25 protein-coding genes are annotated in these 24,710 nt (G+C 47.2%); 8 read left to right on the top strand and 17 right to left on the bottom strand.

Annotated features, from left to right (window positions below):
* Positions 1-80: 80 nt before the first annotated feature.
* The 9 genes from AB5903_RS09730 to AB5903_RS09690 form a co-directional block, all read right to left on the bottom strand.
* The gene (locus AB5903_RS09730) at positions 81-1,145 is read right to left on the bottom strand and encodes a CapA family protein (RefSeq protein WP_005653988.1); all 1,065 of its coding nucleotides are present in this window, start codon (positions 1,143-1,145) and stop codon (positions 81-83) included.
* Entirely contained in the window at positions 1,142-2,224 is a 1,083-nt protein-coding gene (locus AB5903_RS09725; RefSeq protein ID WP_005653984.1) for a glycosyltransferase family 4 protein, read from the bottom strand. The genes AB5903_RS09730 and AB5903_RS09725 overlap by 4 nt, the downstream gene beginning before the upstream one ends.
* Positions 2,221-3,438 (bottom strand): hypothetical protein, encoded by a 1,218-nt coding sequence (locus AB5903_RS09720; RefSeq protein ID WP_005653982.1) that lies wholly within the window; start codon positions 3,436-3,438, stop codon positions 2,221-2,223. The genes AB5903_RS09725 and AB5903_RS09720 overlap by 4 nt, the downstream gene beginning before the upstream one ends.
* A complete protein-coding gene (locus AB5903_RS09715) occupies positions 3,435-4,607 on the bottom strand; it encodes a glycosyltransferase family 4 protein (protein ID WP_117857171.1) in 1,173 nt (390 codons plus the stop codon). Before AB5903_RS09715 ends, AB5903_RS09720 begins: the two co-directional genes overlap by 4 nt.
* A gap of 34 nt (positions 4,608-4,641) precedes the next feature.
* Complete coding sequence (locus tag AB5903_RS09710) at positions 4,642-5,874, bottom strand: lipopolysaccharide biosynthesis protein (RefSeq protein WP_182416788.1); 1,233 nt, start codon at positions 5,872-5,874, stop codon at positions 4,642-4,644.
* Positions 5,875-5,910: 36 nt separating this feature from the next.
* The gene (locus AB5903_RS09705; RefSeq protein WP_368117821.1) at positions 5,911-6,999 is read right to left on the bottom strand and encodes a polysaccharide deacetylase family protein; all 1,089 of its coding nucleotides are present in this window, start codon (positions 6,997-6,999) and stop codon (positions 5,911-5,913) included.
* 355 nt (positions 7,000-7,354) lie between these two features.
* Positions 7,355-7,729, bottom strand: coding sequence for a hypothetical protein (locus AB5903_RS09700; RefSeq protein WP_242651098.1), 375 nt, complete (start codon positions 7,727-7,729; stop codon positions 7,355-7,357).
* Positions 7,730-7,802: 73 nt separating this feature from the next.
* The gene (locus AB5903_RS09695) at positions 7,803-8,393 is read right to left on the bottom strand and encodes a Panacea domain-containing protein (RefSeq protein ID WP_040315615.1); all 591 of its coding nucleotides are present in this window, start codon (positions 8,391-8,393) and stop codon (positions 7,803-7,805) included.
* A 580-nt stretch (positions 8,394-8,973) separates the two neighbouring features.
* Positions 8,974-9,144: a hypothetical protein gene (locus tag AB5903_RS09690; RefSeq protein WP_005653970.1), complete on the bottom strand. Its 171-nt coding sequence runs from the start codon at positions 9,142-9,144 to the stop codon at positions 8,974-8,976.
* Positions 9,145-9,274: 130 nt separating this feature from the next.
* On the opposite strand from AB5903_RS09690, the gene AB5903_RS09685 reads away from it, so the two are divergent.
* Positions 9,275-11,326: a BT4734/BF3469 family protein gene (locus tag AB5903_RS09685; protein WP_051146094.1), complete on the top strand. Its 2,052-nt coding sequence runs from the start codon at positions 9,275-9,277 to the stop codon at positions 11,324-11,326.
* A 76-nt stretch (positions 11,327-11,402) separates the two neighbouring features.
* On the opposite strand, the gene AB5903_RS09680 is transcribed toward AB5903_RS09685, so the two are convergent.
* The gene (locus AB5903_RS09680) at positions 11,403-11,621 is read right to left on the bottom strand and encodes a DUF4248 domain-containing protein (protein WP_005653965.1); all 219 of its coding nucleotides are present in this window, start codon (positions 11,619-11,621) and stop codon (positions 11,403-11,405) included.
* Between the two features lie 201 nt (positions 11,622-11,822).
* Between AB5903_RS09680 and AB5903_RS09675 the strand changes: the two genes are divergently transcribed.
* Together AB5903_RS09675 and AB5903_RS09670 are read left to right on the top strand one after the other, a co-directional pair.
* A complete protein-coding gene (locus AB5903_RS09675; RefSeq protein ID WP_022103322.1) occupies positions 11,823-12,296 on the top strand; it encodes a DNA-binding protein in 474 nt (157 codons plus the stop codon).
* A gap of 38 nt (positions 12,297-12,334) precedes the next feature.
* Positions 12,335-12,439: a smalltalk protein gene (locus tag AB5903_RS09670; protein WP_016662709.1), complete on the top strand. Its 105-nt coding sequence runs from the start codon at positions 12,335-12,337 to the stop codon at positions 12,437-12,439.
* 24 nt (positions 12,440-12,463) lie between these two features.
* Here the strand turns inward: AB5903_RS09670 and AB5903_RS09665 are convergent, their stop codons facing one another.
* The 7 genes from AB5903_RS09665 to AB5903_RS09635 all read right to left on the bottom strand — a co-directional run bounded on the left by AB5903_RS09665 (position 12,464) and on the right by AB5903_RS09635 (position 20,306).
* Positions 12,464-13,975, bottom strand: coding sequence for a sugar transferase (locus tag AB5903_RS09665; protein WP_005653962.1), 1,512 nt, complete (start codon positions 13,973-13,975; stop codon positions 12,464-12,466).
* Between the two features lie 56 nt (positions 13,976-14,031).
* Positions 14,032-15,159, bottom strand: coding sequence for a DegT/DnrJ/EryC1/StrS aminotransferase family protein (locus AB5903_RS09660; RefSeq protein WP_040315613.1), 1,128 nt, complete (start codon positions 15,157-15,159; stop codon positions 14,032-14,034).
* A 59-nt stretch (positions 15,160-15,218) separates the two neighbouring features.
* On the bottom strand, positions 15,219-15,800 hold the full coding sequence (locus AB5903_RS09655; protein ID WP_117666452.1) for an acyltransferase: 582 nt from the start codon (positions 15,798-15,800) through the stop codon (positions 15,219-15,221).
* On the bottom strand, positions 15,784-16,755 hold the full coding sequence (locus AB5903_RS09650) for a Gfo/Idh/MocA family protein (protein ID WP_117985100.1): 972 nt from the start codon (positions 16,753-16,755) through the stop codon (positions 15,784-15,786). The genes AB5903_RS09655 and AB5903_RS09650 overlap by 17 nt, the downstream gene beginning before the upstream one ends.
* A 26-nt stretch (positions 16,756-16,781) precedes the next feature.
* The gene (locus AB5903_RS09645; RefSeq protein WP_005653956.1) at positions 16,782-18,095 is read right to left on the bottom strand and encodes a nucleotide sugar dehydrogenase; all 1,314 of its coding nucleotides are present in this window, start codon (positions 18,093-18,095) and stop codon (positions 16,782-16,784) included.
* A gap of 62 nt (positions 18,096-18,157) precedes the next feature.
* Positions 18,158-18,709 carry a UpxY family transcription antiterminator gene (locus AB5903_RS09640; RefSeq protein ID WP_005653954.1) on the bottom strand — a complete coding sequence of 184 codons (552 nt, stop codon included), beginning with the start codon at positions 18,707-18,709 and terminating at the stop codon, positions 18,158-18,160.
* Positions 18,710-19,277: 568 nt separating this feature from the next.
* Positions 19,278-20,306, bottom strand: coding sequence for a site-specific integrase (locus tag AB5903_RS09635; protein WP_005653949.1), 1,029 nt, complete (start codon positions 20,304-20,306; stop codon positions 19,278-19,280).
* A gap of 177 nt (positions 20,307-20,483) precedes the next feature.
* Here AB5903_RS09635 and pyrB point away from each other — a divergent pair, with 177 nt between their 5' ends.
* The 5 genes from pyrB to glyA all read left to right on the top strand — a co-directional run bounded on the left by pyrB (position 20,484) and on the right by glyA (position 24,657).
* Positions 20,484-21,410: an aspartate carbamoyltransferase gene (pyrB, locus tag AB5903_RS09630; protein ID WP_005653945.1), complete on the top strand. Its 927-nt coding sequence runs from the start codon at positions 20,484-20,486 to the stop codon at positions 21,408-21,410.
* 38 nt (positions 21,411-21,448) lie between these two features.
* On the top strand, positions 21,449-21,904 hold the full coding sequence (gene pyrI, locus AB5903_RS09625; RefSeq protein ID WP_005653943.1) for an aspartate carbamoyltransferase regulatory subunit: 456 nt from the start codon (positions 21,449-21,451) through the stop codon (positions 21,902-21,904).
* A complete protein-coding gene (locus AB5903_RS09620; RefSeq protein WP_005653942.1) occupies positions 21,904-22,470 on the top strand; it encodes a flavin reductase family protein in 567 nt (188 codons plus the stop codon). Before pyrI ends, AB5903_RS09620 begins: the two co-directional genes overlap by 1 nt.
* A gap of 16 nt (positions 22,471-22,486) precedes the next feature.
* The gene (locus AB5903_RS09615) at positions 22,487-23,266 is read left to right on the top strand and encodes a porin family protein (RefSeq protein ID WP_368117820.1); all 780 of its coding nucleotides are present in this window, start codon (positions 22,487-22,489) and stop codon (positions 23,264-23,266) included.
* Between the two features lie 110 nt (positions 23,267-23,376).
* On the top strand, positions 23,377-24,657 hold the full coding sequence (gene glyA, locus AB5903_RS09610; RefSeq protein WP_005653938.1) for a serine hydroxymethyltransferase: 1,281 nt from the start codon (positions 23,377-23,379) through the stop codon (positions 24,655-24,657).
* Positions 24,658-24,710: the final 53 nt, after the last annotated feature.

Below are 24,710 nucleotides of genomic sequence, written 5' to 3'. Positions count from 1 at the left end.
AAGATCTAAATGATCCCCTGATTCCGGGGCTTTTTGATTAATTGTTTAACTCGTCCCATTTTAACGGGACACTAATGATATCATATTTTAAAATAATAGTTTATCAGATTATTAATAAGCATCCTTTTTTCTTTGAAAGAAACAAAGAAGAAAGTCTGTATCAGCGATAGTTTCATCAAGATACGCTCTATCATACGCCTTTTCGAAAGTTCTTCGGAATAGCCGGTATCATAGGTCGTGTCGCATTTCAAGCGTTCATACTTGTTTTGTATTCCGGCAAAATAAGGTTTGAAACTGTCTGCCGGCATTCTATGCATCAGATGCCTGAAAGAAAGTTTTATGCCGAAAATTTCTATCTTTTCTATCTCTTTGCTATCCGTATCGAAATACAGGTCAACTCCCATTCCTTTGGAGAATTGCCGTGACTGGAAAGGCTTGTCAAAGCAAAAATTGCCCAATGAGTAGAAAATATGCCCCGCTTTATATTTTTCATAAGGCTGAATGACATGAGAGTGGTGTCCTACTATAATATCCGCTCCGGCATCAATCAATCTGTAAGCCATATTCCTCTGCATCATCGAGGGACGGTGAATGTATTCATTTCCCCAATGCAGAGTAAGGATTTTCAAATCCGCTTTCCTGTCCGCCATCTCATTTAAAGCCGCCATTGCATTCACCTCGTCCAGTACAGAAAAACAGCCGTCGTTGTCAAACTTGTCCAAATCTACATTACAAAAGCCCGCAATGCCTATCAGGCAATTATCCCGATGAATATATAATACACGATTATCGTTCCCCGCAACTGCAATGCCGGACTCTTCCAATATTTGCAATGTTCTCTCATATCCGCCTTTCCCATGCTCCAGTATATGATTGTTTGCCACATTGAGCACTCCGATACCGCATTCTCTCAGAAAACGTGCAAACTCCGGACTGCCGTAGAAATCCGGTTTTCCGGCAGCAAGCGAAGGTTCCAGAAGAGGACTTTCAAGATTGCCTATTACAATATCCGAATCTTGCGTGATACCTTGAATATTATCCTTCCACCTTTCTCCTTTTGTAGCTTCAAATTGCGATCTGATACCAAATCCTACACTCAAAAATTCATCTGCCGGAAAAATATCGCCAACCAGTGTTATTTTCATTGTCTTGCTGTTATACGTGCAAATACATTGTCCCATATTCCTGCATTACCCTCTACCGATATGCTTTCCACGATTTTCCGTGCCTCTCTACTCGTTTTATCCACCAGTTCCTTGTCAGAAAGCAGACGCATCAAACAACCGGCAAGTTCCATTTCACTGTCCACATCATTGAATACAAATCCGTTTGTGCCATGCCTTATCACATCTACAATATCACCTACGTTCGACACGACAGGTACACATCCGCAAGACATCGCTTCAAGCAACGACACCGGAAAGCCCTCTCCCTTGGAGCAGGAAACAAAAATCCTGCTGTTCCGGTATATCCGCAATTTGTCTTCCAAATCGGAGATATAGCCGACAAAGTCTATATACTCCCCGATGGCCAGTTCTTTTGCCATTCTTTTCAAGTTGTCAAGTTCCTCACCATCACCGGCAACAATCAGTTTCACGCTGCATTCATTCTTTATTCGGGATACGGCTCTCAACAGCAACCCGATGTTTTTATTTTTATCTATCCGCGAAAAAGACACGATGTCATACTTCCGCTCGCCCTCTTCCTGCATATTACTATCCATAAACGCCTGATTGGGCAAGTTGGGCAGCACAACAATCCTGTCCGCATCGAAGCCCTTGGACACCAGGTAGGCAAGCGTTTGTTGTCCTGTAACCGTAATTATCCGGGCTTTCCTGAATACTGCCAGGTTTACCCTTTCCCTGATTTTCCCACCCAGCCAAAACTCACGATGCCCTGCAATAGTGATATGAATATAAGGAATATTCATCATGGCACCGATAGCTTTTCCGATATAGCCATGCGGAGTATTCAGTACACCTATTATTACATCTATCTTATATTTTGAGCAGTAGCGGACTCCTGCCACCACCTTCCTGATATGACGGATTCTGCTTTCCGATACCTTTTCGGGAGACAGGTAAGTAACTTTACCGTCAATCATATCACCGGGAAAGTCACGCAAGACATAGACATGGTCTACATACGATGATTTCAATAAAGGAGAAAGAATATTCTCTGTCAAAGTCTGGTTTGATAATTTGGCTACTAATAAGACATTCATTTGTCCAATCCCTCAATTTTTATAATGAACGATTCTTTGGTACGATTCACATACACTGCTGTCAGCAACATCATGTATATGGCGGGAGAAAACATAAGGTAAGCCCTGTGGGCAACAATCAACAGCGCTATTGCGGCCAATAAGAATCCATACTTCATGCTACCTTTTCGGGCTATTGAAAAAATCAGTAGCAACATAATGACGGTTCCTATTATCCCGAACCGGTAGACTACCCCTCTCCAGTTTGTTCCTACCATTTCGTCATTATCGTATCCCAATCCCACCAAAGCATCATGAGAGTGAATAAAACTCTCAAACTTGGTGATATGGGAATCCGGGACTCTATTATCAAGCAAATCAACCACACCAGATACTTCCTCTCTTTTATTTTCAACGACTCTGCCATAAATGGTTTCGACAAAGCGGTCGCTGAAAAATAACAGAGTTATGGCAGTGAAGAACAGTACCGCCACTATCCGTATTATGTCTGTCGTAATCCTTTTATACTTAAGAAGCTTATACAAGACACCCAAACAGAATATACCATAAAAGGCTGTTGAAAATGTAAGGAATCCGGTTATCAGAAGTAACAAATTCCTTTTCTCGTAGAAATTGAATTTTTCAATAGCAAGCATTAATCCTATGTAAATACCAAAATGCCCGGGTTCGGCAAAAACACCACATATTCGTTCAATTCCCCCTCCAATAGGCATATTCCCCCGGTACAGACTTAAAACAGGCCCATAAATCCGATAGTTATCCAATACGCTTTCCGTTCTAAAAGCAGGAGTGCACTTATAATAAATCAGAGGAACGCCCATGGCATTAAGAACCCAAAAAACAATAGCAAAAACAGAAATAATTATAAACAACTTCTTCAGAAACTTATATGAATTGTAGAAGATTATGTCATTGAAGAAAATAATCTGTATGAATATCAAAAAGTATGCAAAATGTCCTATCCTGAAATCGTGTACAATCGGTGTTGTAAAAAATAGCAGGAATGTAACTGCTGCAATACATATTCCGATGCGATATTTGTCAACCACCAATCCTTTTCTGATGTTGCGGCGTAATTCTATCGAAGATATTGTTGTAGTAAAAAGAAAGACAATCTGAAACAGACCTTCCGGCATAAACCACCTCGGATAAGGGTGTAAAGCAAAAAAGAGTAATAATCCTAAATTGACAGATATTAATTTTATCCTGTTCATACCCCAACCTTATTGCCAGCCAATTTCTCTACCAAATCGACCTCATCTCTTACACGCTCTTCCCAACTCGGCCACTGTTCTAAAATCGTTCTCTGTCCATTCTTGGCGATCCTTTTCCGCTCTTCATTATTTTCGAGAAGATTGTTTATTATCTGAGGCAGTTCACCTAACCGGTCATCTTCAATAAGGATACCATTTTCACCATTCTTTATTAATTCTGATGTCGTTCCTCTATTGAGAGCCACCACAGCCGTACCGCAAATCATGGCTTCAAAAACGGGATTACTCATGGAACTTAATAGATTCATGCTAATAAAGACATCGGCAATATTCATATACTCTCTAATTTCATCCCGCAAAAGAGCTCCTGTAAATATTACATATTCGGAAATCTCCAAATCTTGACATATCTTTTTCAAATATCTTTCCTCATTTCCTCCACCTACTATTACCAATTTGACATTCTTATTTAAATTCACTAACTGAGGTAGTGCCTTTATAATAAAATCAATCCCTTTGGAATTAGAAAGCCTACTCACAGACAACAAAATTTTTTCATTATTTGAGGCTATTTGCCTTTTTAAATCAATATTTACTACACTTTGTGCCCATTCTTTTTCAATTCCATTCTTGAAAAAATGTATCTTCATTGGAGAAATACCATACGATAAAGCAACTTTGTCTCCCCCTGTCCCATCATTAGTCAAAATGTATGCATCCGCTCTTAACTTAAAAGCCATAAATAAAAACAAATAAGAGACTTTAAAGCGTACCGACATTTTAGTTCCAACTCCATACAGTCTTAATACATATCGAGCTTTATAAATTTTTGCCAGCAAAAAAGCCGGTAATGCAGTGTCATAGCCATGTGCATATACAACATCAGGTTTGTATTTCCTACAGTATTTAAAACCGGCATAAAGAAATTGAATTAGAATAATAGGGTAAGCGATAATGCGCAAATAAATACGCTTACCAGCAAATGGCGTCTTTATCCGGTTCACACTAATGTCATTGAATATACCCGATTCCTGCATTATAGAATCCGAGATATAATGTACTTTATGACCTCTGTCTACAAATCCTTTTATAGGAAGAATAGTGGAGACTCGCCCTTTTCCTTTGCCTAAATCCCATAAAGGTAAAGAAGAGAAATTTAAGATATTCATATACCCTCAAATTGTAAATCTGTTGATTGCATATTTATTTTTGATATTTTACTGCATTTATTATCACCAACGTAGCTACAACATAATTAGCAGCCATTCCTATACTATAAAGTAAAAGAGTCGCAATAGGAGAAAGTTCCCAATAATAGCACGCTCCAAAAGCCATACTGATAATTAAAATGCGAATTATTTTTAGACATAATACGATAGACTGCCTTTTCAGAATATTGAACAATCCCTCGCTGATAGGACTGTAAACAAATTGAGTAATTAAATAAATAGCCAGAATACGGGCAAAAACACCGGCTTGCACCCAATCCGTTCCAAAAAATAGCTCGAACAGTATGGGAGCAAAAAGAACTATCAGGATAGTAGGGATTAAGCTTATACAGAATAGTTTTTGTATAACTTTCCTTGTTAAATACAGTATTTCAATTCTTTTGGAACTTCCCATACCCGACACTTCAGCATAAAAAGCCTTACCTACCGAAGAACCTAATAAAGTAACGGGAATTGAAAGCATCGTCGTGGCCAGACCTACTTGTCCTGCCATACCTGCACCGAATTTCCATGCAAAATAGAGTAAAGGCATCTTACCGGATAACGACAACAGAAACTGAGCAGGAAGCCTGTAAACCGGATAATTGACAAACTTCCCGAGAATGACTTTCATCCTGCTCCACCTTACAAATCTATAATTGCAACAGATGTCTTTCTTAAAACTCCTGGCAAACAAAGAGAGTCCGCCAGCTTCGGAAAAAATAGAACCGATAATCAATCCTAACGAACCGAACCTTGCCATGCCCAATCCTATCTGAACAGCCGAACCGATACTCTTTTGCAGGATTTTACTTTTCGACAATAACAAAAACTCCTTTTTCCTTATGGCCCATTGGTAAAACAATTCATAAAGTCCCATGCTGAAAAAAGATATGGGTATCAGCCACCAAAAATCGGATAACTCTTCTACCGAAAACAAGCTAAATATATCACTCTTAAAGAAAAACAAACTTATAATCAGCAGTATCGTACTGCATAGCAACATCAGAAAAGTGGCGTAAGATAAAGAGAAAGCCATCTTCTCATCCTTCAAGACCGGAATAAGCAAAGGATATCTTAGTGTGGAAAAAGGAATAAGGATAGCTACAAAAGATGTAAAAACAGCAAGGCTTCCCATTTCAGCGGGCAAATAGATTCTGGTTAAGACCGGTGTGATGACAAAGCCCAAAATCCTGGCAATCCCATCGCCTATTAAAAGTTTTGCCATATTTTTATATATGGCATTCTCTAAGGTTTCTTTCATTTATCGTGCAGAATCCAAATAAGATTCTTTCAATATCTCTTTATAAACGGCTAAGGTTTTCCTATTTTCAAAAGAGAAATAGGAATTATGCCATAATACGACAAACTTGCCATTGTACTTCCGAACCGTACTCTTTATACCGCTAAGTTCCGATAAGGCATCATCGGGTTTAAGCTGATTATAGTAAAACAGGGTACAGTCCATCGCCAATAAAGGTAACTCCTTTAACTGCAAATGTTTCCTTTCAAGAATATCAAAGACTGTAAACGGATAACAAACCCCGCATCTGAACCCAATCTTATCAAAATACACCAAAGACGAATCCCACTCCATTCCGCAATCATTCCAAATCCGCCATGTAAACGGAACTTCAAATTTCAGTAAGTGTTGCCTTCCTATGGTGTTTTTTCTCTTTAAAACCGTATTTAAAGCATTCAATTCTTTTTGAAAGACTATCCTATCGGAACAAGTGCCTTTATTGGGATGAAAACCCACAAAATGTCCCTTTTCCAAAATTGTATCCGCTATTTTCTGCATTCTGTCACGCTCTGCAAAAAAATACTCCGCCGAAGACATGAAAAAGAAGTATGATTTCAATCCCAAACTTTCGGAATATTCCATTAAGAACCTGAAAGTGTTGTAAGGATCATTCTCTTTATTTACAAGCGTTTTGATATAGCTTACGATATTCTCCATACCATATTTTATACATCCTTTTTTAAGGAAATAACTCACTATTCTTTTTATATCCTTGAAAGGCGTATGCCAGCAGGAAATGACATCGACATCATGGGTTGGAATAATCTCAAATGAATGTTTTTTTCTTTTTGCCGTACTGTCAAGGTAATAAATCATGTTCCATAAGTATTCGGTATACTCGTTGACTATCGCTCTGTTCAAGAAATCGAACCGGAAAGCCAACGAATTGCTTGAACAGAACCGGCCATGCACATCGCGTTCTTTAACAACATACTCCTCCCATCTTGTCAACATAAAGAAAGCTCCGGCAAACAGGTCACTTCCACAAATAATGCTGTCGTCACACATCTCCAAATCGCCTGTTCCGAATAACACAGGCATTTTCTCCATACTCAGAAAAGAATTATCAGCATAAGTTATCGCAGTGGGTATATTTTTACGAGACAGGTAAGATAACGGGGTTGGGAAAAGATTAAAAAAAGAATCTTTTATAATCAACTTACGCCCATTATCTAAGATAACGGTATAGTCTTTCTCATCATTCGCTACACAGATTTCATATTTTAATCCAAGAAATTCATGAAAGAGTATATTAATGATATAATACCTTTCCACAATATTATTATTCGGAACGGTTATGTACATAGTAGTATTTTTGTGTGGTTTTTATCTCCACATTTTTCAACAAGAGAGAGTTGTATGATATATCTATGGAAATGTCCGGAGATTAATTGCACGTTGACAATTATAGCATTCTCTTAAAACGCCTTTTTGTCATCTTCGATCCTTTCAGGCAATCTTTTAAGGCAGAGAACTGTTCCTCGGTCAGTCTACCCATTAATTCGACTTTGGTTTCTCCGTTCTCAATCTGTTCTTGGAAAACTGTAACGGGATAACTGTCTATATCTGCACCGTAAATGAAAGTATTCAAATTAAAAGAGAACGGAAGCTGCGTATCGGGATGTATAGCTATATTTTGCTTGGCAAGAAAAATATAAATGTTTATCTGACGGTCGGGAATTTCCATACATCCCTCCTTTAACTGCATATCGGCAGGTACATGGTCTTTAGAAGTGGGTAAGGATGCCAGTATCATCGCATTCTCCGCTTCTTTAAGCACAACGAAAAATTTATTTTTAGGACAAGCTCCGTTTTTAAATATAAAAGGAGAAAATTTCAGTAAGTTACCCTCCTTAAACATGTTCCTGAGCTTTTAGGATATTGGCAGTCTGATGAATGGCAAGGCTCTCCTTGTAATCTTCCCGCGCACAATCGGACAATTCCTCAGAGAAATCTATGGTATAATCGGAATTATTGCATAAACCTTTGTTGAAAGCAGTCAGCAATCCATGCTTTTTAGCGGCATTGAACCATAAAGAGCCCTCTTTATGCACTTCCGCCACTAACTGTTTGGCTGTTTTCTTGCCATACTTCCGGATGATTTCATCCATCATCTCCATTTCGCAGTCCGAGAACTCATCATCGCAGAAAGGCTTGATTGCCCTAATATACGTAGCATCTTTTTGTACCTCTGTTTTTACAAAATCTTTCAACAGGAAAGGGCCGTCGGACAAATCGATGAAAATATCTTTGGCAACGGGCCCGGCTTGCCATATCTCAAAAGGCAACCCCATGAAAGGTACATGATAACGTTTCACCATATATTCCTCCATTAAAAACAGCAGTTTTAGTAATTTCGTTTTACTGAGCTGTTCCGTATGATTGGCAATATAGATGACGGCATTACCCAATTTTTGTCTGCTGTCTTCTGAGAATTTACACATAAGTTTACCTTTTTCTCGTACAAAGAACGACATTTAAATTGATGACAACAAATATTTCAGTGAATATTTGCCGAACGTACCGGCTTCTTACTCAATAATCCACCTCTCGACATTCCTCGTCTCATTACTGAAATTGACCCCGATTTTAATAAGAAGCTATCTTCTTGTTTATTCGTCCGTTTTCTCCCCGCACCCGGCGCTGTTCCTGATACGGCTCACGATAAAGTCCGGTTCCTCAATCATCACGAAGCGCTTGCCGTCCGTCAGGCAGAAAACCGAGATGTTGCCGGTATGGAACTCCGGATATGACAGGTTGCCACCCTCTTTTATAACTTTTCGTTACGCGCGCGAGAAATTATTGATAAATGTAACGATTACATTTATCATTTCTAAAACACATACCCCTGTAAAAGTTGGAAATATGGCTGGCAACCTGTCAACTACGGGCGGGAGACATGCAGTCGCATATAGTCCGCTTCGAGTCGTAAGCCCAACTCTGTCAATACGTTATACAGTTCCACAGGGCGGTTTTTCAACTCTTCCCGGTAGATGCGGAACACACTGTAATACTGGCTCAGCTTTAAACTTTCGCCCTTTTTACCTTGCCATAGGTCTGGGGACTCATCGAGATTTTACGGCAAATCTCTTTGTCGTTCAGGCGTTTGCCACCTACCATAATCGTGTTCTGGAGCAGTTCCAGGTAGTCGCCAAGCTCCAAATGAACGAATTCCTGATTCAGATTTTGAGTCATCTATAAATGTTTTTTAAAGTTAATAATGTTAATATATCATCTGTCCGGTTCCCACATGCGGGAACCGCTGTTTTCCGTATCCGGCGCTTTATTCGGAACTTCACTCCGTAAAACCCTAATAACGATAATAATGAAAGAAACTTCAATCAGCCTTTTCAAAGGTTACTCGGATACACATCCGCAGGACAGCACGTTACAGGAAATCGTAAACCTTATCCGCAACGATGCACTGGTGCGCGACCGTACCGAGAAACACCGCTATTACAGTCATAACGGACAAAAGGCTGCCGCTGCATGGGAGAAAGCCGCCTGCCCGTGTTTTGCCGTTGCCGTGTGCTTCGGAGGCGGCAAGCAGGCAGAGAACATCACGGGCTGGACTTCGCTGGCGCTGGCAGACATCGACCATATCGACGCCGACCGCCTGCCGGAACTAATCGGACGTGTCCGCGCCGACAAGCATACGCTGCTGTCCTACACCACTATCAGCGGTACGGGGCTTCGCATTATCTACCGTACGGACTGCCTGACGACCACTCCGGAGAAGAACCGGAAAGTCTATTCCAAAATCTTCGAGCAGGGCAACCGCTATTATGCCGACCTGCTGGGATGCGAATGCGACCTGAAATGCAAGAATGTCACGAGGCTCAGCGGACTGGCCCACGACCCCGACGTCTACTTCAATCCCGATGCCGCCGCCATGCCCGTTGAACTGAAAGTCGACAAGAAAGAGCAGCCCGCCAAACCCTCTATCCGTAACAGGCGGCTGGAGAAAGCCGTCGCTGCCGCTGCCGGCGAACTGGCAGAACAGGGCATCGTTTACGAAGCACACCAGCGCAACCAATACATCATGCGCATGGGGTATCTGCTCAATGCCTACGGAGTGGCGCAAGCCAGCGCTACCGGGTGGGCGGTGAAACGCTTTGCCGACTACGACGGGGATGTAGCCGTCATTTTCCGGTCATGCTACCAACACACCGAAGAGCATGGGCGGCGTCCGTTGCAAGGGCGGACGCCGAATGCCGGCGGCAACGACGGATTTGCCAGTGTGGAGGACATCGAACGCTTCCTCGACACGCAGGCCCGTTTCCGGTACAATGAGGCCACCGGGAAGTGCGAGACGGCCGTTGCCGGAACAGACGGCGCCGAAGGGGAATATACCGAAATAGACGACCGTTTCGTCAACACCCTATGGAGCCGTATGAGCAAGCAGGGAAAAACCGTGCGCATCAATGACATCCGTGCAATACTGCACTCGGAATATACTGTTCTGTTCAATCCTTTTACCGACTACTTCGAAGGGCTGAAGCCCTGGGACGGTGTGACCGACCATATCGGGCGGCTTGCCGCCACGGTGCACGTAAAGAGCGAGCAGTCCGTATTCGAAGGTTACTTCAAGAAATGGCTCGTAGCCTCCATTGCCTCCCTTTTCGACCGGGAAACGGTGAACCACGAGATTTTCGTACTGATCGGACCTCAGGGCAGCTACAAGACTACCTGGCTCAACAAGCTGCTGCCCCCTGTGCTGCAACGCTATTTTTACATCAAGTCCAACAATAACCGCATTACCAAAGACGATATGTTTTCGCTGGCGGAATTCGTCTTTATCTGCATGGAGGAAATAGACGAACTGGGGGCGTCGGAGCTGAACCAGATAAAGGCGATGACCACCCAGAAGGTGGTGAACGAGCGAATGGCTTATGCGCATTATAAAGAGCACCGCGCCCACATTGCCAGCCTGTGCGGAACGACCAATAACGTGCAGTTCCTGACAGACCTCACGGGTAACCGCCGCTGGCTGCCGTTCGAAATCAGCAGCATCGACAATCCTTATACGCATCCCGTGGATTACGAGGGGGTGTACTCACAGGCGTATGCACTTTGGAAAGGCGGCATGCGCTATTGGTTTGAGGACGAGGAGATAAAGCTCGTAAACCTGCACAACCGTAATTTTGAAGTGCCCAGCATGGAGCGCGAACTGATACAGGCTTATTACCGTTGCCCCCTGCCGGGCGAAAAGGGTACGTTCGTATCTACCACCGATATACTGAGCCGCATCAACTCTGCCGTAAAGCACTACCTTAGCCCCGTAAAGATAGGGCTTGTGATGAAGCAGGCGGGCTTCGAACTGACGAGGTCGAACGGCAAGCGGGGGTATCGCGTGGTGGAGCTGCCGAGAAACTAAAGGGCTACACTACGGCGCTAAAGAGCTATACTGTGCGGCTAAAGGGCTATGTTACGATGCTAAAGTCGAGGGTAGTTTACGGTTCGCCCAACGCCTCGACTATGAGCCGTACTTGCGCCGGCGTGTATGTCCGCGTTTTGTCCGAGGCGACCAGTGCATGAAGGCTGCTCCGCAGTGTGGGGTGGAAATCTATCCACTGGTTCAGCTTGCGGAAGGCGGCTTGCGGGCAAAGTCCCGGACTGTAGAGCTGGGCAAGTTCCGTGCGCCCGTATGTACGTATCTTGAAAGTTTCCATATCTTTTGAATTCTTTGTTTTTATATAAGCCAAAGATACGTAAATATCTCCACATCACAGCCGTTATATCTGTATATAACGTACAGTAACGAACCGTAACGGACAAATAGTGATAAATGCCCTTAGGCTATGTCGTATCTTCGTATTGTTGCAACAAGGATATAGAATTTTTTAATTTGAAAACTAAAAAAACAAAAGAGTATGATTCGTTACAAAAAGTATCAAATGACCGGCGAAAAAAGCCCATTGAAAGGACTGTGGTATGCACGTCCGCTGATTGAGGACACTTTCGATACCGAAAGGCTTGCCAAGCATATGGCCAACCACAACACGCCCTATTCGGAGGGGCTGATCAAGGGGGTGCTGACCGACATGATTTCCTGCACCAAAGAGCTCATCCTGGACGGCAAGAACGTAAAGCTGGACGACCTCGCCATTTTCTCCGTAGGCATCGTAAGCAGAAAGGGTGCCGCCTCGGCTGCCGACTTTACGCTGGCGGACAATGTGAAAGGCCTGAAGCTCCGTGCACGCGCCACGGGCGAGTTGAGCAACGCCCAGATTAATTTGGAAGGCCAACTGAAAGAGGCTTACAAATACAATGTGGACGGCAGCGAACCCGGCAGTGAAAACAAACCCGGCGGCAACGGCGGCGAGGAGGAAAATCCGTTAGGATAATGCCTTGAACACTTGTTTTTACATTAAAACCAAACAACATGAGCACAAAATCAAAATCGGTATGGGGCATCGTCCTCAAAGTAATCATTACAGTAGCCACTGCATTGGCAGGTGTTTTCGGTATCACGTCTTGCATAAGCTGACCTGATGAAAGCCGGAAGTTTCCTTTACCGGCTCCTCTTTCCCCGGAACACTATATTGCGGAAAGCTTTCCAAAAATAGCGCCAGTCGGTAAGGAAAGGGCTTCTGAGATACTGCTCCAGGTAGCGGCGTTCGCTTTCCTGTATTTCATCCAACGTACCGGGCATATCCGCATAAAAAGGCGGGATAAGGCCCGGTTTCGTCCGGATGCGCAGCGCACGGAGCTCTTCGGAGTAAAGGCTGAAATAATGGCTGCTCAGCGGACGCACACCTACCAGTTTCAAATCGCCCTTCATCCAGTTTATCAGCATGGGCAGTTCGTCCAGCCAGGTTTTCCGGAGAAACCGTCCGGCAGCGTTCACACGGTAGTCACCGGCAATCTTGCCGCCGCTGCACAGTCCCGCCTGTTTATAGATATACGGTTGCAGGTATTCCGAATAGGCATACATCGTCCTGAACTTGTACACACCGATGATTTTACCGCCTTTGCCCTTCCGCTTCAGACGGATGAGCAGTCCGCCCGAAGGCTTGTCGTCGCGTACCGGTTCTTTCACCTTCGCGGCAATGACGTAGAACTCTCCGTGTACAATCTCCTCGTGAAGCACATCAAACCCGGCACGGTACAGCCTCCCCAGAACCTCGACACGCGTAAGCGCACGGTTCTGCCCTTTCGTCAGCCCGAAATAGAAATCCCTGGTGAAAGAGAGCTTGGGGATTATCCTGTGCCAGCAATAATCCAGAAAGAAGAGGACACGGTTAATGACTACCGGATTCTGCCGCATTATCTTCTCGCGGCGGATGCCCGCTGTGGTACAGTGGCAGGCAATAAGCCCCCCTCTCTCCATGCAATAGTTGGTATAGGAGAAGAGGGTGTTGATATGCCGCACACGGTTGAGCGGACACCGGTGGATAACGAGCCGGGGCAGACGCACTTTATGCGCAAGCACGGCTTCGGGTTCCGGCGAGTCCATGAGCATTGTTACCGGCGAAAACGCCTCACGGCTTTCCTGCATCCGGCGGAGCAGCTCCGAGGAGTTCTCCGCTTCGTGCACGAGCCTCAGCAGCAGCGTCACGTCACGGTTCTCCAATAGCTCCGTGTGTTCGATGCCTGTGTTTATCCCCACTTCCGTCACATCGTCCAGCAGAGGCTCTTCGTAGAAGAAAGGGATTTTCCGGTAAACCAGCCGTCTGACGGCACAGTACAACGCCCATTCGAGCACAATGATGATGCCGGTGGCAAGAATAATGGAATAGTCGTATTCGTAGCCGGGCACGCAATGCCGGTACAGGGTGCAGAGGAACAGCCCCGAAAGTACGTCCAGCGCGAAGATTCCCAGAAACGCATAACGTATCCTCTTGTATGCACCGAACTGCAACTTGCGCGACACTCCGCCCAGCACCACCCAGACAACCGCCGAAAGCACCAGCCAGTACCAGCGGGGCATATCGCCGAAGTAGCGTGCCAGCCAGAAGGCGGACAGGGCAATCAGCAGGTCGGACCAGAGTATCAGAAAATTCCGGCGGAATGCAGAGGACATAAACTTGTGTATTTGGTTGGAAAACGCAACTTACCTTACGAACCGGGAAACGTGCCCTATCTTACGAAACCGAGTATCACGGAACAGACCGTCTCTATCTCTTCTTCCGTGATGTAAGGATGTACGGGCAGTGACAGCACCGTGTCGCAAAGCCGCTTTGCCGTGGGACAGCAATCTGTGGGGGCATTCAATGCCTTATAGGCAGTCTGCCCGTGCATAGGCGTGGGATAATAGACCATGGACGGAATGCCCTGCTCCTTGAGGCACGCCTGAAGTGCATCGCGCTCTTCCCTGCTATTGAGGCAAATGGTGTACTGCGCCCAACTCGAATAGTAGCCTTCGGGCGTGACAGGAGTCTTTACCCTGCCCGCCAGCAACTTGGTGTAGAGAGCGGCGGCCTTGTTAATGTCGCGCAACTCGTACTCGCGGAAAGCCTTGAACTTTATTTTCAGAATGGCGGCTTGCAAAGTGTCCAGGCGCGAGTTCATGCCGATGCGCACATTGTCGTACTTGAACATGCCCTTGCCGTGCACCCGGTAGGAATCTGCCAATGCGGCCCATTCGTCATTGTCGGTAAACACCGCTCCGCCGTCGCCGTAACAGCCCAAAGGCTTGGCGGGGAAAAAAGAAGTGGTGGAGATGTCGCCGAAACTGCATGCACGCTTGTTGCCTATCATGCCGCCAAACCCCTGCGCACCGTCCTCGAGGATGAAAAGCCGGTGGGCATCGGCTATCTTACGAATAGCGGGATAGTTGGCGGGAAGGCCGAACAAATCGACGGTAATGATGACCTTAGGCGTCAGTCTGCCTTCCTCTATGGTACGGGCTATCTTCCGTTCCAAATCCGAGGCGTCCATATTGAACGTATCACCATCCACATCCACAAAAACGGGCGTGGCCCCTTCCAGCGAGATGACCTCTGCCGAGGAAAAGAAAGTGAAGTCGGGCACGAATACGGCATCTCCCGCACCGATGTTCCATACTTTCAGGGCGAGGGTGAGCGCGTCCGTACCGTTGCCGCACGAAATGCAGTGTTTCACTCCTACATACTCCGCCAGCCCGGCTTCGAGCTCTTTCACGGGTCGGCCCATGATAAAGGCGCTTGCTGCCGCTACTTCCATCATGGCGGCGTCTATGTCTTGCTTCAGTACGCTGTACTGTTTCCTTAAATCTCTGAATTGCATGATATAAACCTGTTTTATCGTAAATAATTCTGGTATGAGAATCGGGGACTTGAAACCTATCAAAAATCCGCCGACGGTACGGCAAGCAGATTGCCGTTTTCCTCCTTGTACTTTCTGCCGCACGAACATGCAAGCGAAGCATCCAAGCGTGCGCCGCACTCACATACCCAGCCTATGCGGCGTGCCGGGACTCCCGCCATAAGCGCATAGTCCTGTACGTCTTTTGTTACTACGGCGCCCGCGGCGATGAGCGCGCTCCTGCCTACCGTATGCCCGCAGACCACGGTGGAGTTGGCTCCCAACGAAGCACCTTCTTTAATCAGGGTCTTGGCATATACGCCGTGTACGGGGAAATGCGCCCGTGGAGTAACGACGTTGGTAAACACACAGGAAGGGCCGCAGAATACGTTGTCCTCCAGCTCCACGCCTTCGTAAACCGACACGTTGTTCTGGATGCGCACGCCGTTGCCCACCTTTACGTTATTCGCTATGTTCACGTTCTGCCCCAGCGAACAGTTCTCTCCGATAACCGCTCCCTTCTGAATATGCGAGAAATGCCATATTTTAGTTCCTTTTCCCACCGTTGCACCCTCGTCTACATAGCTGCTGGGGTGAACGAAACAGTCATTCTTGTTGTCCATTGCTTTCTATGATTTGTTGTACGGTTTCCAGTACTTTTACTACTTCATAACCTGCCTCTCCGCTGTTTATCCCGATGGTGGAGTCGAGATGCTCCACGAAGTACCTCAGTTCCTCTTCCAGGGGCATCTTCTTCTCGTAAGGGATGATTTCGTCCGGAGCTTCCACTTTGACGGGAACGCCGTTCTCGAAATCTATCCGCTTGTTGTAGAAACGGATTTCCTTCCCGTCCGCGGCATCATCGAAGGAAAGCATGCCTTTACTGCCCGCCACCACCAGCAACTGCTGCTTGTAGGGATGAAGCCAGGATACGTAGATGTGGGCATGCACGTTGCCGGGATATTCCAGTTGCACCAGCGTACTGTCGTACACCCTGTCCTGGAGAAACTTCGCTCCTTTCGCCTCTATCCTGCATGCCGAAGCGCCCGTGAGGTAGTCCAGCACCGAAATGTCGTGGGGCGCGAACGAGGGAAACACGCTTTCTTCCGTACGCACCGTACCCAGGTTCAGCCGATTGGAATAGAGGTAGAAAAGCTTGCCCAGCCTGCCGCTGTCTATCACCTCTTTTATCTTACGGTACGCCGGATGAAACAGCAGGACATGCCCCACCATCAGGCGCGCTCCCGTGCGTTGTGCCAGTTCCACCAGTTCGGCAGACTGCGCGGCGGTGAGCGTCATCGGCTTTTCCAACATAACGTTCAGCCCTTTTTCCAGCAGTTTCCTGCCTGCCGGATAGTGAAGTTCCGCAGGAAGCGCAACCGTATATCCGTCGTAACCGCAGGCAATGGCTTCGTCCATGTCCGCATATCCCTTTATTCCGGGATACTGCTCCGTATACTCTTTCAGCCTGGCGGCATCCGCCTCTACCACTGCGGCAAGGCAACCCAGCCCCGCCAATGTGCGGATGTGGTTCTTTCCCCACCTGCCGCCGCCGATAACACATATTTTTTTATCCATAAATAAGAAGAATATTTAAACTGGCTCTAAAGCACTTCAATGTTGGTTCTCACTGCAACCGCCTTCATCACGTTCTTCGTGTCGAAAACGGCATGCGCGTATCGCTGTACAAAATCGTAATCGACATTGGTGTGTGCGGTGGTCACAACCACAAGGTCGGTATTCCGCAGCAGTCCGGCGGAGAGGGCGGCTTCGCCTTTATGCGATTTGCCGTGATACCGAAACTCGGGGATGTAAGGGTCGTAGAAGGTGACCGACGCCCCTGTTTTCTCCAGCTCCTCAATGACACGCAGGGCGGGACTCTCGCGGTAATCGTCTATATCCTGCTTGTATGCCACGCCGAGCACCAGCACTCTGGAGCCGTTCAATGCCTTGCGGTGGCGGTTGAGTATCTTGCCGCAACGCTCCACGGTGTATTCGGGCATGTGGTCGTTTATCATCATGGAAGCCTCGATCATCGATGTATGGAAGCCGTACTCGCGCGCCTTCCAGGTGAGATAATAGGGGTCCAGGGGAATGCAATGCCCGCCCAGCCCCGGTCCGGGATAGAATGCGGTGAAGCCGAAAGGCTTGGTCTTGGCTGCCTCTATCACTTCCCAAAGGTCGATGCCCATGCGGTTGCACAGGATGGCCAGCTCGTTAATCAGCCCAATGTTGATGTTGCGGTAGGTGTTCTCCAAAATCTTGGTCATCTCCGCCACGGCAGGCGAAGAAACGACGTGCACCTTATCGCCCAGCACAGCTCCGTACATGGCGGCAATCACGTCCTGGGCGTCTTTGCCTACGGCTCCCACCACCTTCGGCGTGTTCTTGGTTTTGTAAACCGCGTTGCCGGGATCTACCCGTTCGGGCGAAAAGCCCAGATAGAAATCCTTGCCGCACTTCAAACCCGACCCGCTCTCAAGAATTGGTTTTATAAGCTCTTCGGTAGTGCCGGGATAGGTTGTGGACTCCAGCACCACGATGGTGCCTGCGGTCAGATGCCCGGCTATTGATTTCGCCGAACTCTCCACATAGCTGATGTCCGGTTCCTGGTGCACATCCAAAGGCGTAGGCACACAGATGGCTACAAAGTCCACATCTTTTATAAAGGAAAAATCGGAAGTAGCGCTGAGCGTACCGTTCCGTACCAACTGCGCCAGCTCCGCATCGACCACATCGCCGATATAGTTGTGTCCGGCATTCACCTGTTTCACTTTTTCTTCCTGCACGTCGAAGCCGATAGTCCTGAAACCTGCCTTGGCTTTCTCTACGGCAAGGGGCAGGCCCACATAGCCCAATCCCACGACGCCTACCGTGATTTTTCTTTCCGCAATGCGGGAAAGGAGTTTTTCTTTCATTATTGTCTGTTTTTTAGATTAAAATACATGCAACCGGCTTATACGGCCCGAATGGCAGGCGGCTATTCCGTCACTTCGCAATACCAGCGGGAAATGCGCATCATCACTCCTACACCGGCAAGCGTCTTTATGAGATAGTAGCCGCCGCGGGCACGATGCAGCTTACCCGTTATCCCGGCAAAGGGCCCGTGAATGATACGGACGTTCTTACCGGGTTTCGCTTCGGCCTCTTCGTGCGTTATATATAAGGTGTCTTTAAAATCGGGGTCGCATAATATGCGGAACTCGGTCATCTGCTTGTCGGGTATCTCACAGGGATGCTTTGTTTCTTTGTCGCAAAGCACGCTGAAAGGAACATTGCACTCCTTAAGCATCGCAAGCGTTGCCTTGCGGCTCTCGTTTTTCTGTAAAAAGACCAGATTGTGAACTACCGGGACAAGCATTTTCCTTGTTTTCCCTTCTTTTTCCTTTTCAACATAGGTCATCGGAACAAAATGCACTTTCTTTCTCTCTTTTAAAAAATCACTGATTTTTAACTCCTGGCAGTTGAATGTGCGGACAGCATACCAGGGATTTTTTGTTGTTTGCTTGATTTGATCATCAAAATCGTCCATATCGGGCTTGATTATCTGTTAAAATCCACATGATGGAAAAATGTAAGTCCGATACGAAAAAACTGTATTGCAACGGAAAGGATATGCAACGTTATCAGGCCGCGGAACACGCGAACCTTACAAGTCCGGCGAATACGCTATGATGACATGAATAGAAATATAAAACCGTAAACAATACATGAAATAAAGAAGAAAATCAAGGAAAAATCGGGGCACAGCCACTGCCATCCGCAACCGGGAAAGCTCCCGCTACGGGCAGAACCATGCAAAAATATGTATCGGACTTAGGCTAAAAAAAGATAGACAACCCCTTCTCCCCGCCTTGTGGATATACGGCAGGAAAATGCGGTTATCAATAAGGATATAGCCTTTTTATACCACCTCTGTACAAGAGGTACAATAATTTTCAATATATTGAGAATCAACAGTTGCCGCATGTATCCCTTTCGGAAAAGGCTTGGAACAGATATTTCTGCCTTGAAAAAAAGGCGATTCTTTTTTGCTTATTTTATTTAATCTGCATATCTTCGCGGCTGTTATAGTGCTCTATTCCGATTTCTGTGAGTTCTCACTCTTGTACAGAGGTGACCTCTTGTACAGAGGAACGCTTCCTCAACACCTCATCCAAAAGCTTCTTATTGGCAGAATTCTGCTTTCCGTTCCCGATATCCTCCACATAAATCCGGGTAGTCTTTACATCGGTATGTCCGAGCGCCTGCGCTATGACAGACATGTCCACCGAAGACATGAAAGCCAGCGTAGCCCAGGTGTGGCGCGCCACGTACGAAGAGAGCGGCTTGTCTACCCCCGCCAGCTTTCCCAGAGTTTTCAGCGTCTTGTTATAATAGGAGAACTTGCGTTTGTACTCCCTGTACGCCGTATCTTCGTCCTGCGAAGTAAGAAAAGGAAACACATAGTCGCTGCCGTCCGACCGGTAACGGTTGATTATCTCCTGCATGCAAGGCTCCAGCTTGATTTGCACCACCTGGTCGGTCTTGCGCCGGTGATACACAAGCATGCCGCCCTTTATCTGCGATTTCTTCAGGAAAGCCACATCCACAAAAGGCATGCCGCAGGCATAGAAGCAGAACAGGAACACATCGCGCACCAGTTGCATAAACGAACCGGGCTTCACCTGCACGGCACGCAGCTTGTTGATGTCCGCCTTCTCTATCGAACGTTTCCGGGTGCGGGAAATGCCCGTAAACACATTGCCGAAAGGTTCTTTCTGCTCCGTAAGCCCCTGCTCCACCGCCTTGTTGTAGACAGCACGCAAAGAGCGCATGTAGCAAGACAAGGTGTCCTTGCATATCCCCTTTCTCCGGAGCCATTCCCCGTAAGCGTCTACCAGCCTGCTATCCACCTCGGCAAAGGAGATGTCCTTTTTGCCATGAAACGCAAGGAGCGAACGGAGCGCAGTGGCATAATTGTCCGCCGTACTGTGGCGGTGCATGAGACGGGTGCGCGCAATCTCCCCGCGGGCAAATCCGGAGAAACTGCCGGTAGCGGCGGGAGACTCTTCCTTTTTCCTTTTCCGGCACGGAGAGCCGCCGTCGCGCCGGATACTTATCTTGAATACAATACAGATTTTAAACATGACTTTTCATTTTAACGAGAATTAAACACAAACCGCCAAGTCCGTACAGCGCAAAATCCGTGCAGGCTTGCCAACGGCGAAAGTAATGGAAAAAGAATAAAAGTTCCCGGAGATTTTCATAACCCATATTTTTTTTGCAACTTTACACTCTCGAAAAGTAAAACGAATATCAACGATATGGAAAACAGAAGTTTAGTCACTATCGCCGAACACAGCAAAGAGAAAATTCTCTATATGCTCAATATGGCGAAAGAGTTCGAGGCAAAACCCAACAGGCATCTGCTCGACGGTAAAGTTGTCGCCACCCTATTTTTCGAGCCGTCCACCCGCACCCGCTTAAGCTTTGAAACCGCCGCCAACCGGCTCGGTGCACGTGTCATCGGCTTTAGCGACCCCAAAGCTACCAGCTCGTCCAAAGGCGAGACACTGAAAGATACCATCAAGATGGTAAGCAACTATGCCGACATCATCGTGATGCGCCACTATCTAGAAGGAGCTGCACGCTATGCCAGCGAAGTAACCACAGTGCCCATCGTCAATGCCGGAGACGGAGCCAACCAGCATCCCTCGCAAACGATGCTCGACCTCTACTCCATCTACAAGACGCAAGGTACGCTGGAGAACCTGAACATCTACCTGGTAGGCGATTTGAAATACGGCCGCACCGTACACTCCCTGCTGATGGCCATGCGACACTTCAACCCCACCTTTCATTTCATCGCTCCCGAAGAACTGAAAATGCCGGAAGAGTACAAGATTTACTGCCGCGAACATGACATCAGATTTGTGGAGCACACCGACTTTACGGAAGAGATAATAGCCGATGCGGACATCCTTTACATGACCCGTGTGCAACGCGAACGCTTCACCGACCTCATGGAGTACGAACGCGTGAAGAATATCTATATCCTGCGCAACAAAATGCTGGAACATACCCGCCCCAACCTGCGCATCCTGCATCCGCTGCCCCGTGTCAACGAGATAGCCCTCGATGTGGACGACAACCCGAAGGCATATTATTTCCAGCAAGCGCAAAACGGACTTTATGCACGTGAAGCCATTCTGTGCGATGTGCTTGGCATTACGCTGGACGACGTTAAGTAAAGTATAAGGAAGTATATTACTGGTTTTATTTAGGAGACATGAAAAAACAAGAATTGCAGGTGGCCGCATTGGAAAACGGCACTGTCATCGACCATATACCCTCTGAGAAGCTGTTTACAGTAGTATCATTGCTGGGACTGGAGCAGATGAACAACAACATTACTATCGGTTTCAACCTCAAAAGCAAGAAGCTGGGAACAAAGGGTATCATCAAAATAGCGGATAAGTTCTTCTGCGACGATGAGATAAACCGCATTGCCGTAGTTGCCCCCAACGTAAAGCTGAACATCATCCGCGACTACGAAGTGGTGGAGAAACGTGAAGTGAAACTGCCCGACGAATTGCGCGGCATCGTAAAATGCGCCAATCCCAAGTGCATCACCAACAACGAACCGATGCCTACCCTGTTTCATGTGGTGGACAAGGAGAACTGCGTAATCAAATGCCACTATTGCGAGAAAGAACAGACAAGAGAGGACATAGAGATAATCTGATGAAAGAAGACTGGAAACCGGGAACCATGATTTATCCGCTGCCCGCCGTACTGGTGAGCTGCGGAAGCACCCCGGAAGAATATAACATACTGACCGTTGCATGGACGGGAACCATTTGTACAAACCCGCCCATGTGCTACATTTCCGTGCGGCCAGAACGTCACTCCTACGACATCATCAAGCGCAACATGGAGTTTGTCATTAACCTGACAACCAAGGATATGGCGCGCGCCACCGACTGGTGCGGCGTACGTTCGGGCAAGAACTACAACAAATTCGAGGAGATGAAGCTGACACCTGGCAAAAGTACCGTTGTCAGCGCCCCGCTCATCGAGGAATCTCCCTTGTGCATCGAGTGCAGGGTAAAGGAAATCGTTGCCCTCGGCTCGCACGACATGTTCATTGCCGATGTGGTGAATGTACGCGCCGACACCTCCCACCTGAATACGGAAACCGGAAAACTGGAGCTGGCAGAATCCAACCTGCTGGTCTACGTGCATGGCGGCTATTACGGGCTGGGAGAGAAAATCGGGAAATTCGGCTGGTCGGTAGAGAAGAAAAAGTAATAAATAAAAATTGATTATGGGAAGAAGATGGTTACTTTTCGGGGTTTGTTTGCTGGCCTTCTCCACAGCCATGTGGGGTCAACTGCCGGTTGTGCCCGGAATGGATAAACCGGAACACCCCCAGCACACCCACCGCCACGACCGGCGGGTGAACTTCGGTATCAAGGGCGGGTTTACCTCTTCGCTCTTCCTCGTATCGGATTTAGTGCTGAACGGTACTGTCATCGACGAGGTGCAGAATAACTATAAGATAGGTTATTTCGGCTCGTTCTTCATGCGGATAAACTTCAAACGCCACTTCCTGCAACCGGAACTGTCGTACACGATAAACCGCTGCAACATTACCTTCGAGAAGCCGCTACCCGAAAACGCGCCCGAAAGCAGCATACCTGAAATGGCCTCTATCACCTCGTCTATCCACAGCTTTGAGATTCCCGTAATCTACGGATACAACATCATCAAGGAAGGGCCTTACAGCCTTGCCGTATTCGGCGGACCGAAAATACGCTACATCTGGGACAGGCAGAGCAAGGTCACTTTCGAGAATTTCGACCAGCGGGACATCGAGGAGGAACTCTATCCGCTGAACGTCAGCCTCACCGCCGGCGTTGCTGTAACGATTTCCCGCATCTTCTTCGATTTCCGCTACGACATCGGACTGCACAACATTTCAAAGCGTATCAGCTACAAGCCGGTCTATGACGAAAATGCCGGTGAGGAAGTACCTCTTGCCAACCAGATACGTTTCCACAGGCGGGAAAATGTTCTGAGTTTTTCGCTTGGAGTGTTCTTTTGACAGGAAATTTCTTACTTTTCTTACAGTTTATTCATTTATTTCTTCTAAATTTGTACGTTGTACGCTTAATAAGAGAATACAGTATTATCAAACCTATCTAATAAGCAAGAATGAAAAGAGACGATTTAATTTTCGATATCATCGAAAAAGAGCATCAACGTCAGCTCAAAGGTATTGAACTGATTGCATCAGAGAACTTCGTAAGTGATCAGGTTATGCAGGCAATGGGTTCCTGCCTCACCAACAAGTATGCAGAAGGTTATCCCGGCAAGCGCTACTACGGCGGTTGCGAAGTCGTAGACCAAAGCGAACAGATTGCCATCGACCGCCTGAAACAGATTTTCGGCGCAGAATGGGCAAACGTACAGCCGCACTCAGGTGCACAGGCCAACGCTGCCGTATTCCTCGCAGTGCTGAACCCGGGCGACAAATTCATGGGCCTCAACCTTGCACACGGCGGTCACCTCTCTCACGGTTCGTCAGTGAATACTTCCGGCATTATCTACACCCCCTGCGAGTACAACCTCAATAAGGAAACAGGACGTGTGGACTATGACCAGATGGAAGAAGTGGCCCTGCGCGAGAAACCGAAAATGATTATCGGCGGCGGTTCTGCCTACTCACGCGAATGGGACTACAAACGCATGCGCGAAATAGCCGACAAGATAGGTGCTATCCTGATGGTAGACATGGCACACCCAGCCGGACTGATTGCCGCAGGCGAACTGGATAATCCCGTGAAATATGCCCATATCGTGACCTCTACCACCCATAAGACACTCCGCGGTCCTCGTGGCGGTGTCATCATGATGGGCAAGGACTTCCCCAACCCCTGGGGCAAGAAAACACCGAAGGGCGAAATCAAGATGATGTCCCAATTGCTCGACTCTGCCGTATTCCCCGGCATTCAGGGCGGTCCGCTGGAGCATGTCATCGCTGCAAAAGCCGTTGCCTTCGGCGAAATTCTGCAACCGGAATGGAAAGAATATGCCAAACAGGTGAAGAAAAACGCCGCTACGCTGGCACAAGCCCTGATAGACCGTGGCTTTACCATCGTTTCCGGCGGTACGGACAATCACTCCATGCTGGTAGACCTGCGCAGCAAATATCCCGACCTGACAGGTAAGGTAGCCGAAAAGGCACTGGTATCTGCCGACATCACCGTGAACAAGAACATGGTTCCGTTCGATACCCGCTCCGCATTCCAGACCTCCGGTATCCGTCTGGGTACTCCCGCCATCACCACCCGCGGCGCCAAAGAAGACCTGATGCTGGAAATCGCTGAAATGATTGAGACCGTTCTCTCCAACGTAGAAAACGAACAGGTCATTGCCGACGTCCGCGCACGCGTAAATGCCAAGATGAAGGAATATCCTCTGTTCGCTTACTGATTATGAAATCGGGAAATAATAGTTTCTACAATAAAAAGTAAAAAAGATAAGCT

It is taken from the genome of Bacteroides sp. 2201st1_D9_2201SCRN_220225, from assembly GCF_040928965.1.
Lineage (GTDB): Bacteria > Bacteroidota > Bacteroidia > Bacteroidales > Bacteroidaceae > Bacteroides > Bacteroides stercoris.
The sequence above is the reverse complement of the archived record's forward strand: the minus strand, read 5'-3'. Positions and strand labels throughout refer to the sequence as shown.

Bases quoted from the DNA above. Each gene is read 5' to 3' on its own strand.
- AB5903_RS09620 (WP_005653942.1), top strand. From the start codon at position 21,904: ATGAAAGAAGACTGGAAACCGGGAACCATGATTTATCCGCTGCCCGCC.
- AB5903_RS09695 (WP_040315615.1), bottom strand. From the start codon at position 8,393: ATGTGTAAATTCTCAGAAGACAGCAGACAAAAATTGGGTAATGCCGTC.
- AB5903_RS09650 (WP_117985100.1), bottom strand. From the start codon at position 16,755: ATGGATAAAAAAATATGTGTTATCGGCGGCGGCAGGTGGGGAAAGAAC.
- AB5903_RS09640 (WP_005653954.1), bottom strand. From the start codon at position 18,709: ATGGACGATTTTGATGATCAAATCAAGCAAACAACAAAAAATCCCTGG.
- AB5903_RS09655 (WP_117666452.1), bottom strand. From the start codon at position 15,800: ATGGACAACAAGAATGACTGTTTCGTTCACCCCAGCAGCTATGTAGAC.
- AB5903_RS09675 (WP_022103322.1), top strand. From the start codon at position 11,823: ATGATTCGTTACAAAAAGTATCAAATGACCGGCGAAAAAAGCCCATTG.
- AB5903_RS09665 (WP_005653962.1), bottom strand. From the start codon at position 13,975: ATGTCCTCTGCATTCCGCCGGAATTTTCTGATACTCTGGTCCGACCTG.
- AB5903_RS09685 (WP_051146094.1), top strand. From the start codon at position 9,275: ATGAAAGAAACTTCAATCAGCCTTTTCAAAGGTTACTCGGATACACAT.
- AB5903_RS09615 (WP_368117820.1), top strand. From the start codon at position 22,487: ATGGGAAGAAGATGGTTACTTTTCGGGGTTTGTTTGCTGGCCTTCTCC.
- AB5903_RS09670 (WP_016662709.1), top strand. From the start codon at position 12,335: ATGAGCACAAAATCAAAATCGGTATGGGGCATCGTCCTCAAAGTAATC.
- AB5903_RS09635 (WP_005653949.1), bottom strand. From the start codon at position 20,306: ATGTTTAAAATCTGTATTGTATTCAAGATAAGTATCCGGCGCGACGGC.
- pyrI (WP_005653943.1), top strand. From the start codon at position 21,449: ATGAAAAAACAAGAATTGCAGGTGGCCGCATTGGAAAACGGCACTGTC.
- AB5903_RS09725 (WP_005653984.1), bottom strand. From the start codon at position 2,224: ATGAATGTCTTATTAGTAGCCAAATTATCAAACCAGACTTTGACAGAG.
- glyA (WP_005653938.1), top strand. From the start codon at position 23,377: ATGAAAAGAGACGATTTAATTTTCGATATCATCGAAAAAGAGCATCAA.
- AB5903_RS09715 (WP_117857171.1), bottom strand. From the start codon at position 4,607: ATGAATATCTTAAATTTCTCTTCTTTACCTTTATGGGATTTAGGCAAA.
- AB5903_RS09690 (WP_005653970.1), bottom strand. From the start codon at position 9,144: ATGACTCAAAATCTGAATCAGGAATTCGTTCATTTGGAGCTTGGCGAC.
- AB5903_RS09730 (WP_005653988.1), bottom strand. From the start codon at position 1,145: ATGAAAATAACACTGGTTGGCGATATTTTTCCGGCAGATGAATTTTTG.
- AB5903_RS09720 (WP_005653982.1), bottom strand. From the start codon at position 3,438: ATGAACAGGATAAAATTAATATCTGTCAATTTAGGATTATTACTCTTT.
- AB5903_RS09705 (WP_368117821.1), bottom strand. From the start codon at position 6,999: ATGGAGAAAATGCCTGTGTTATTCGGAACAGGCGATTTGGAGATGTGT.
- AB5903_RS09660 (WP_040315613.1), bottom strand. From the start codon at position 15,159: ATGCAATTCAGAGATTTAAGGAAACAGTACAGCGTACTGAAGCAAGAC.
- AB5903_RS09645 (WP_005653956.1), bottom strand. From the start codon at position 18,095: ATGAAAGAAAAACTCCTTTCCCGCATTGCGGAAAGAAAAATCACGGTA.
- AB5903_RS09680 (WP_005653965.1), bottom strand. From the start codon at position 11,621: ATGGAAACTTTCAAGATACGTACATACGGGCGCACGGAACTTGCCCAG.
- pyrB (WP_005653945.1), top strand. From the start codon at position 20,484: ATGGAAAACAGAAGTTTAGTCACTATCGCCGAACACAGCAAAGAGAAA.
- AB5903_RS09710 (WP_182416788.1), bottom strand. From the start codon at position 5,874: ATGGCAAAACTTTTAATAGGCGATGGGATTGCCAGGATTTTGGGCTTT.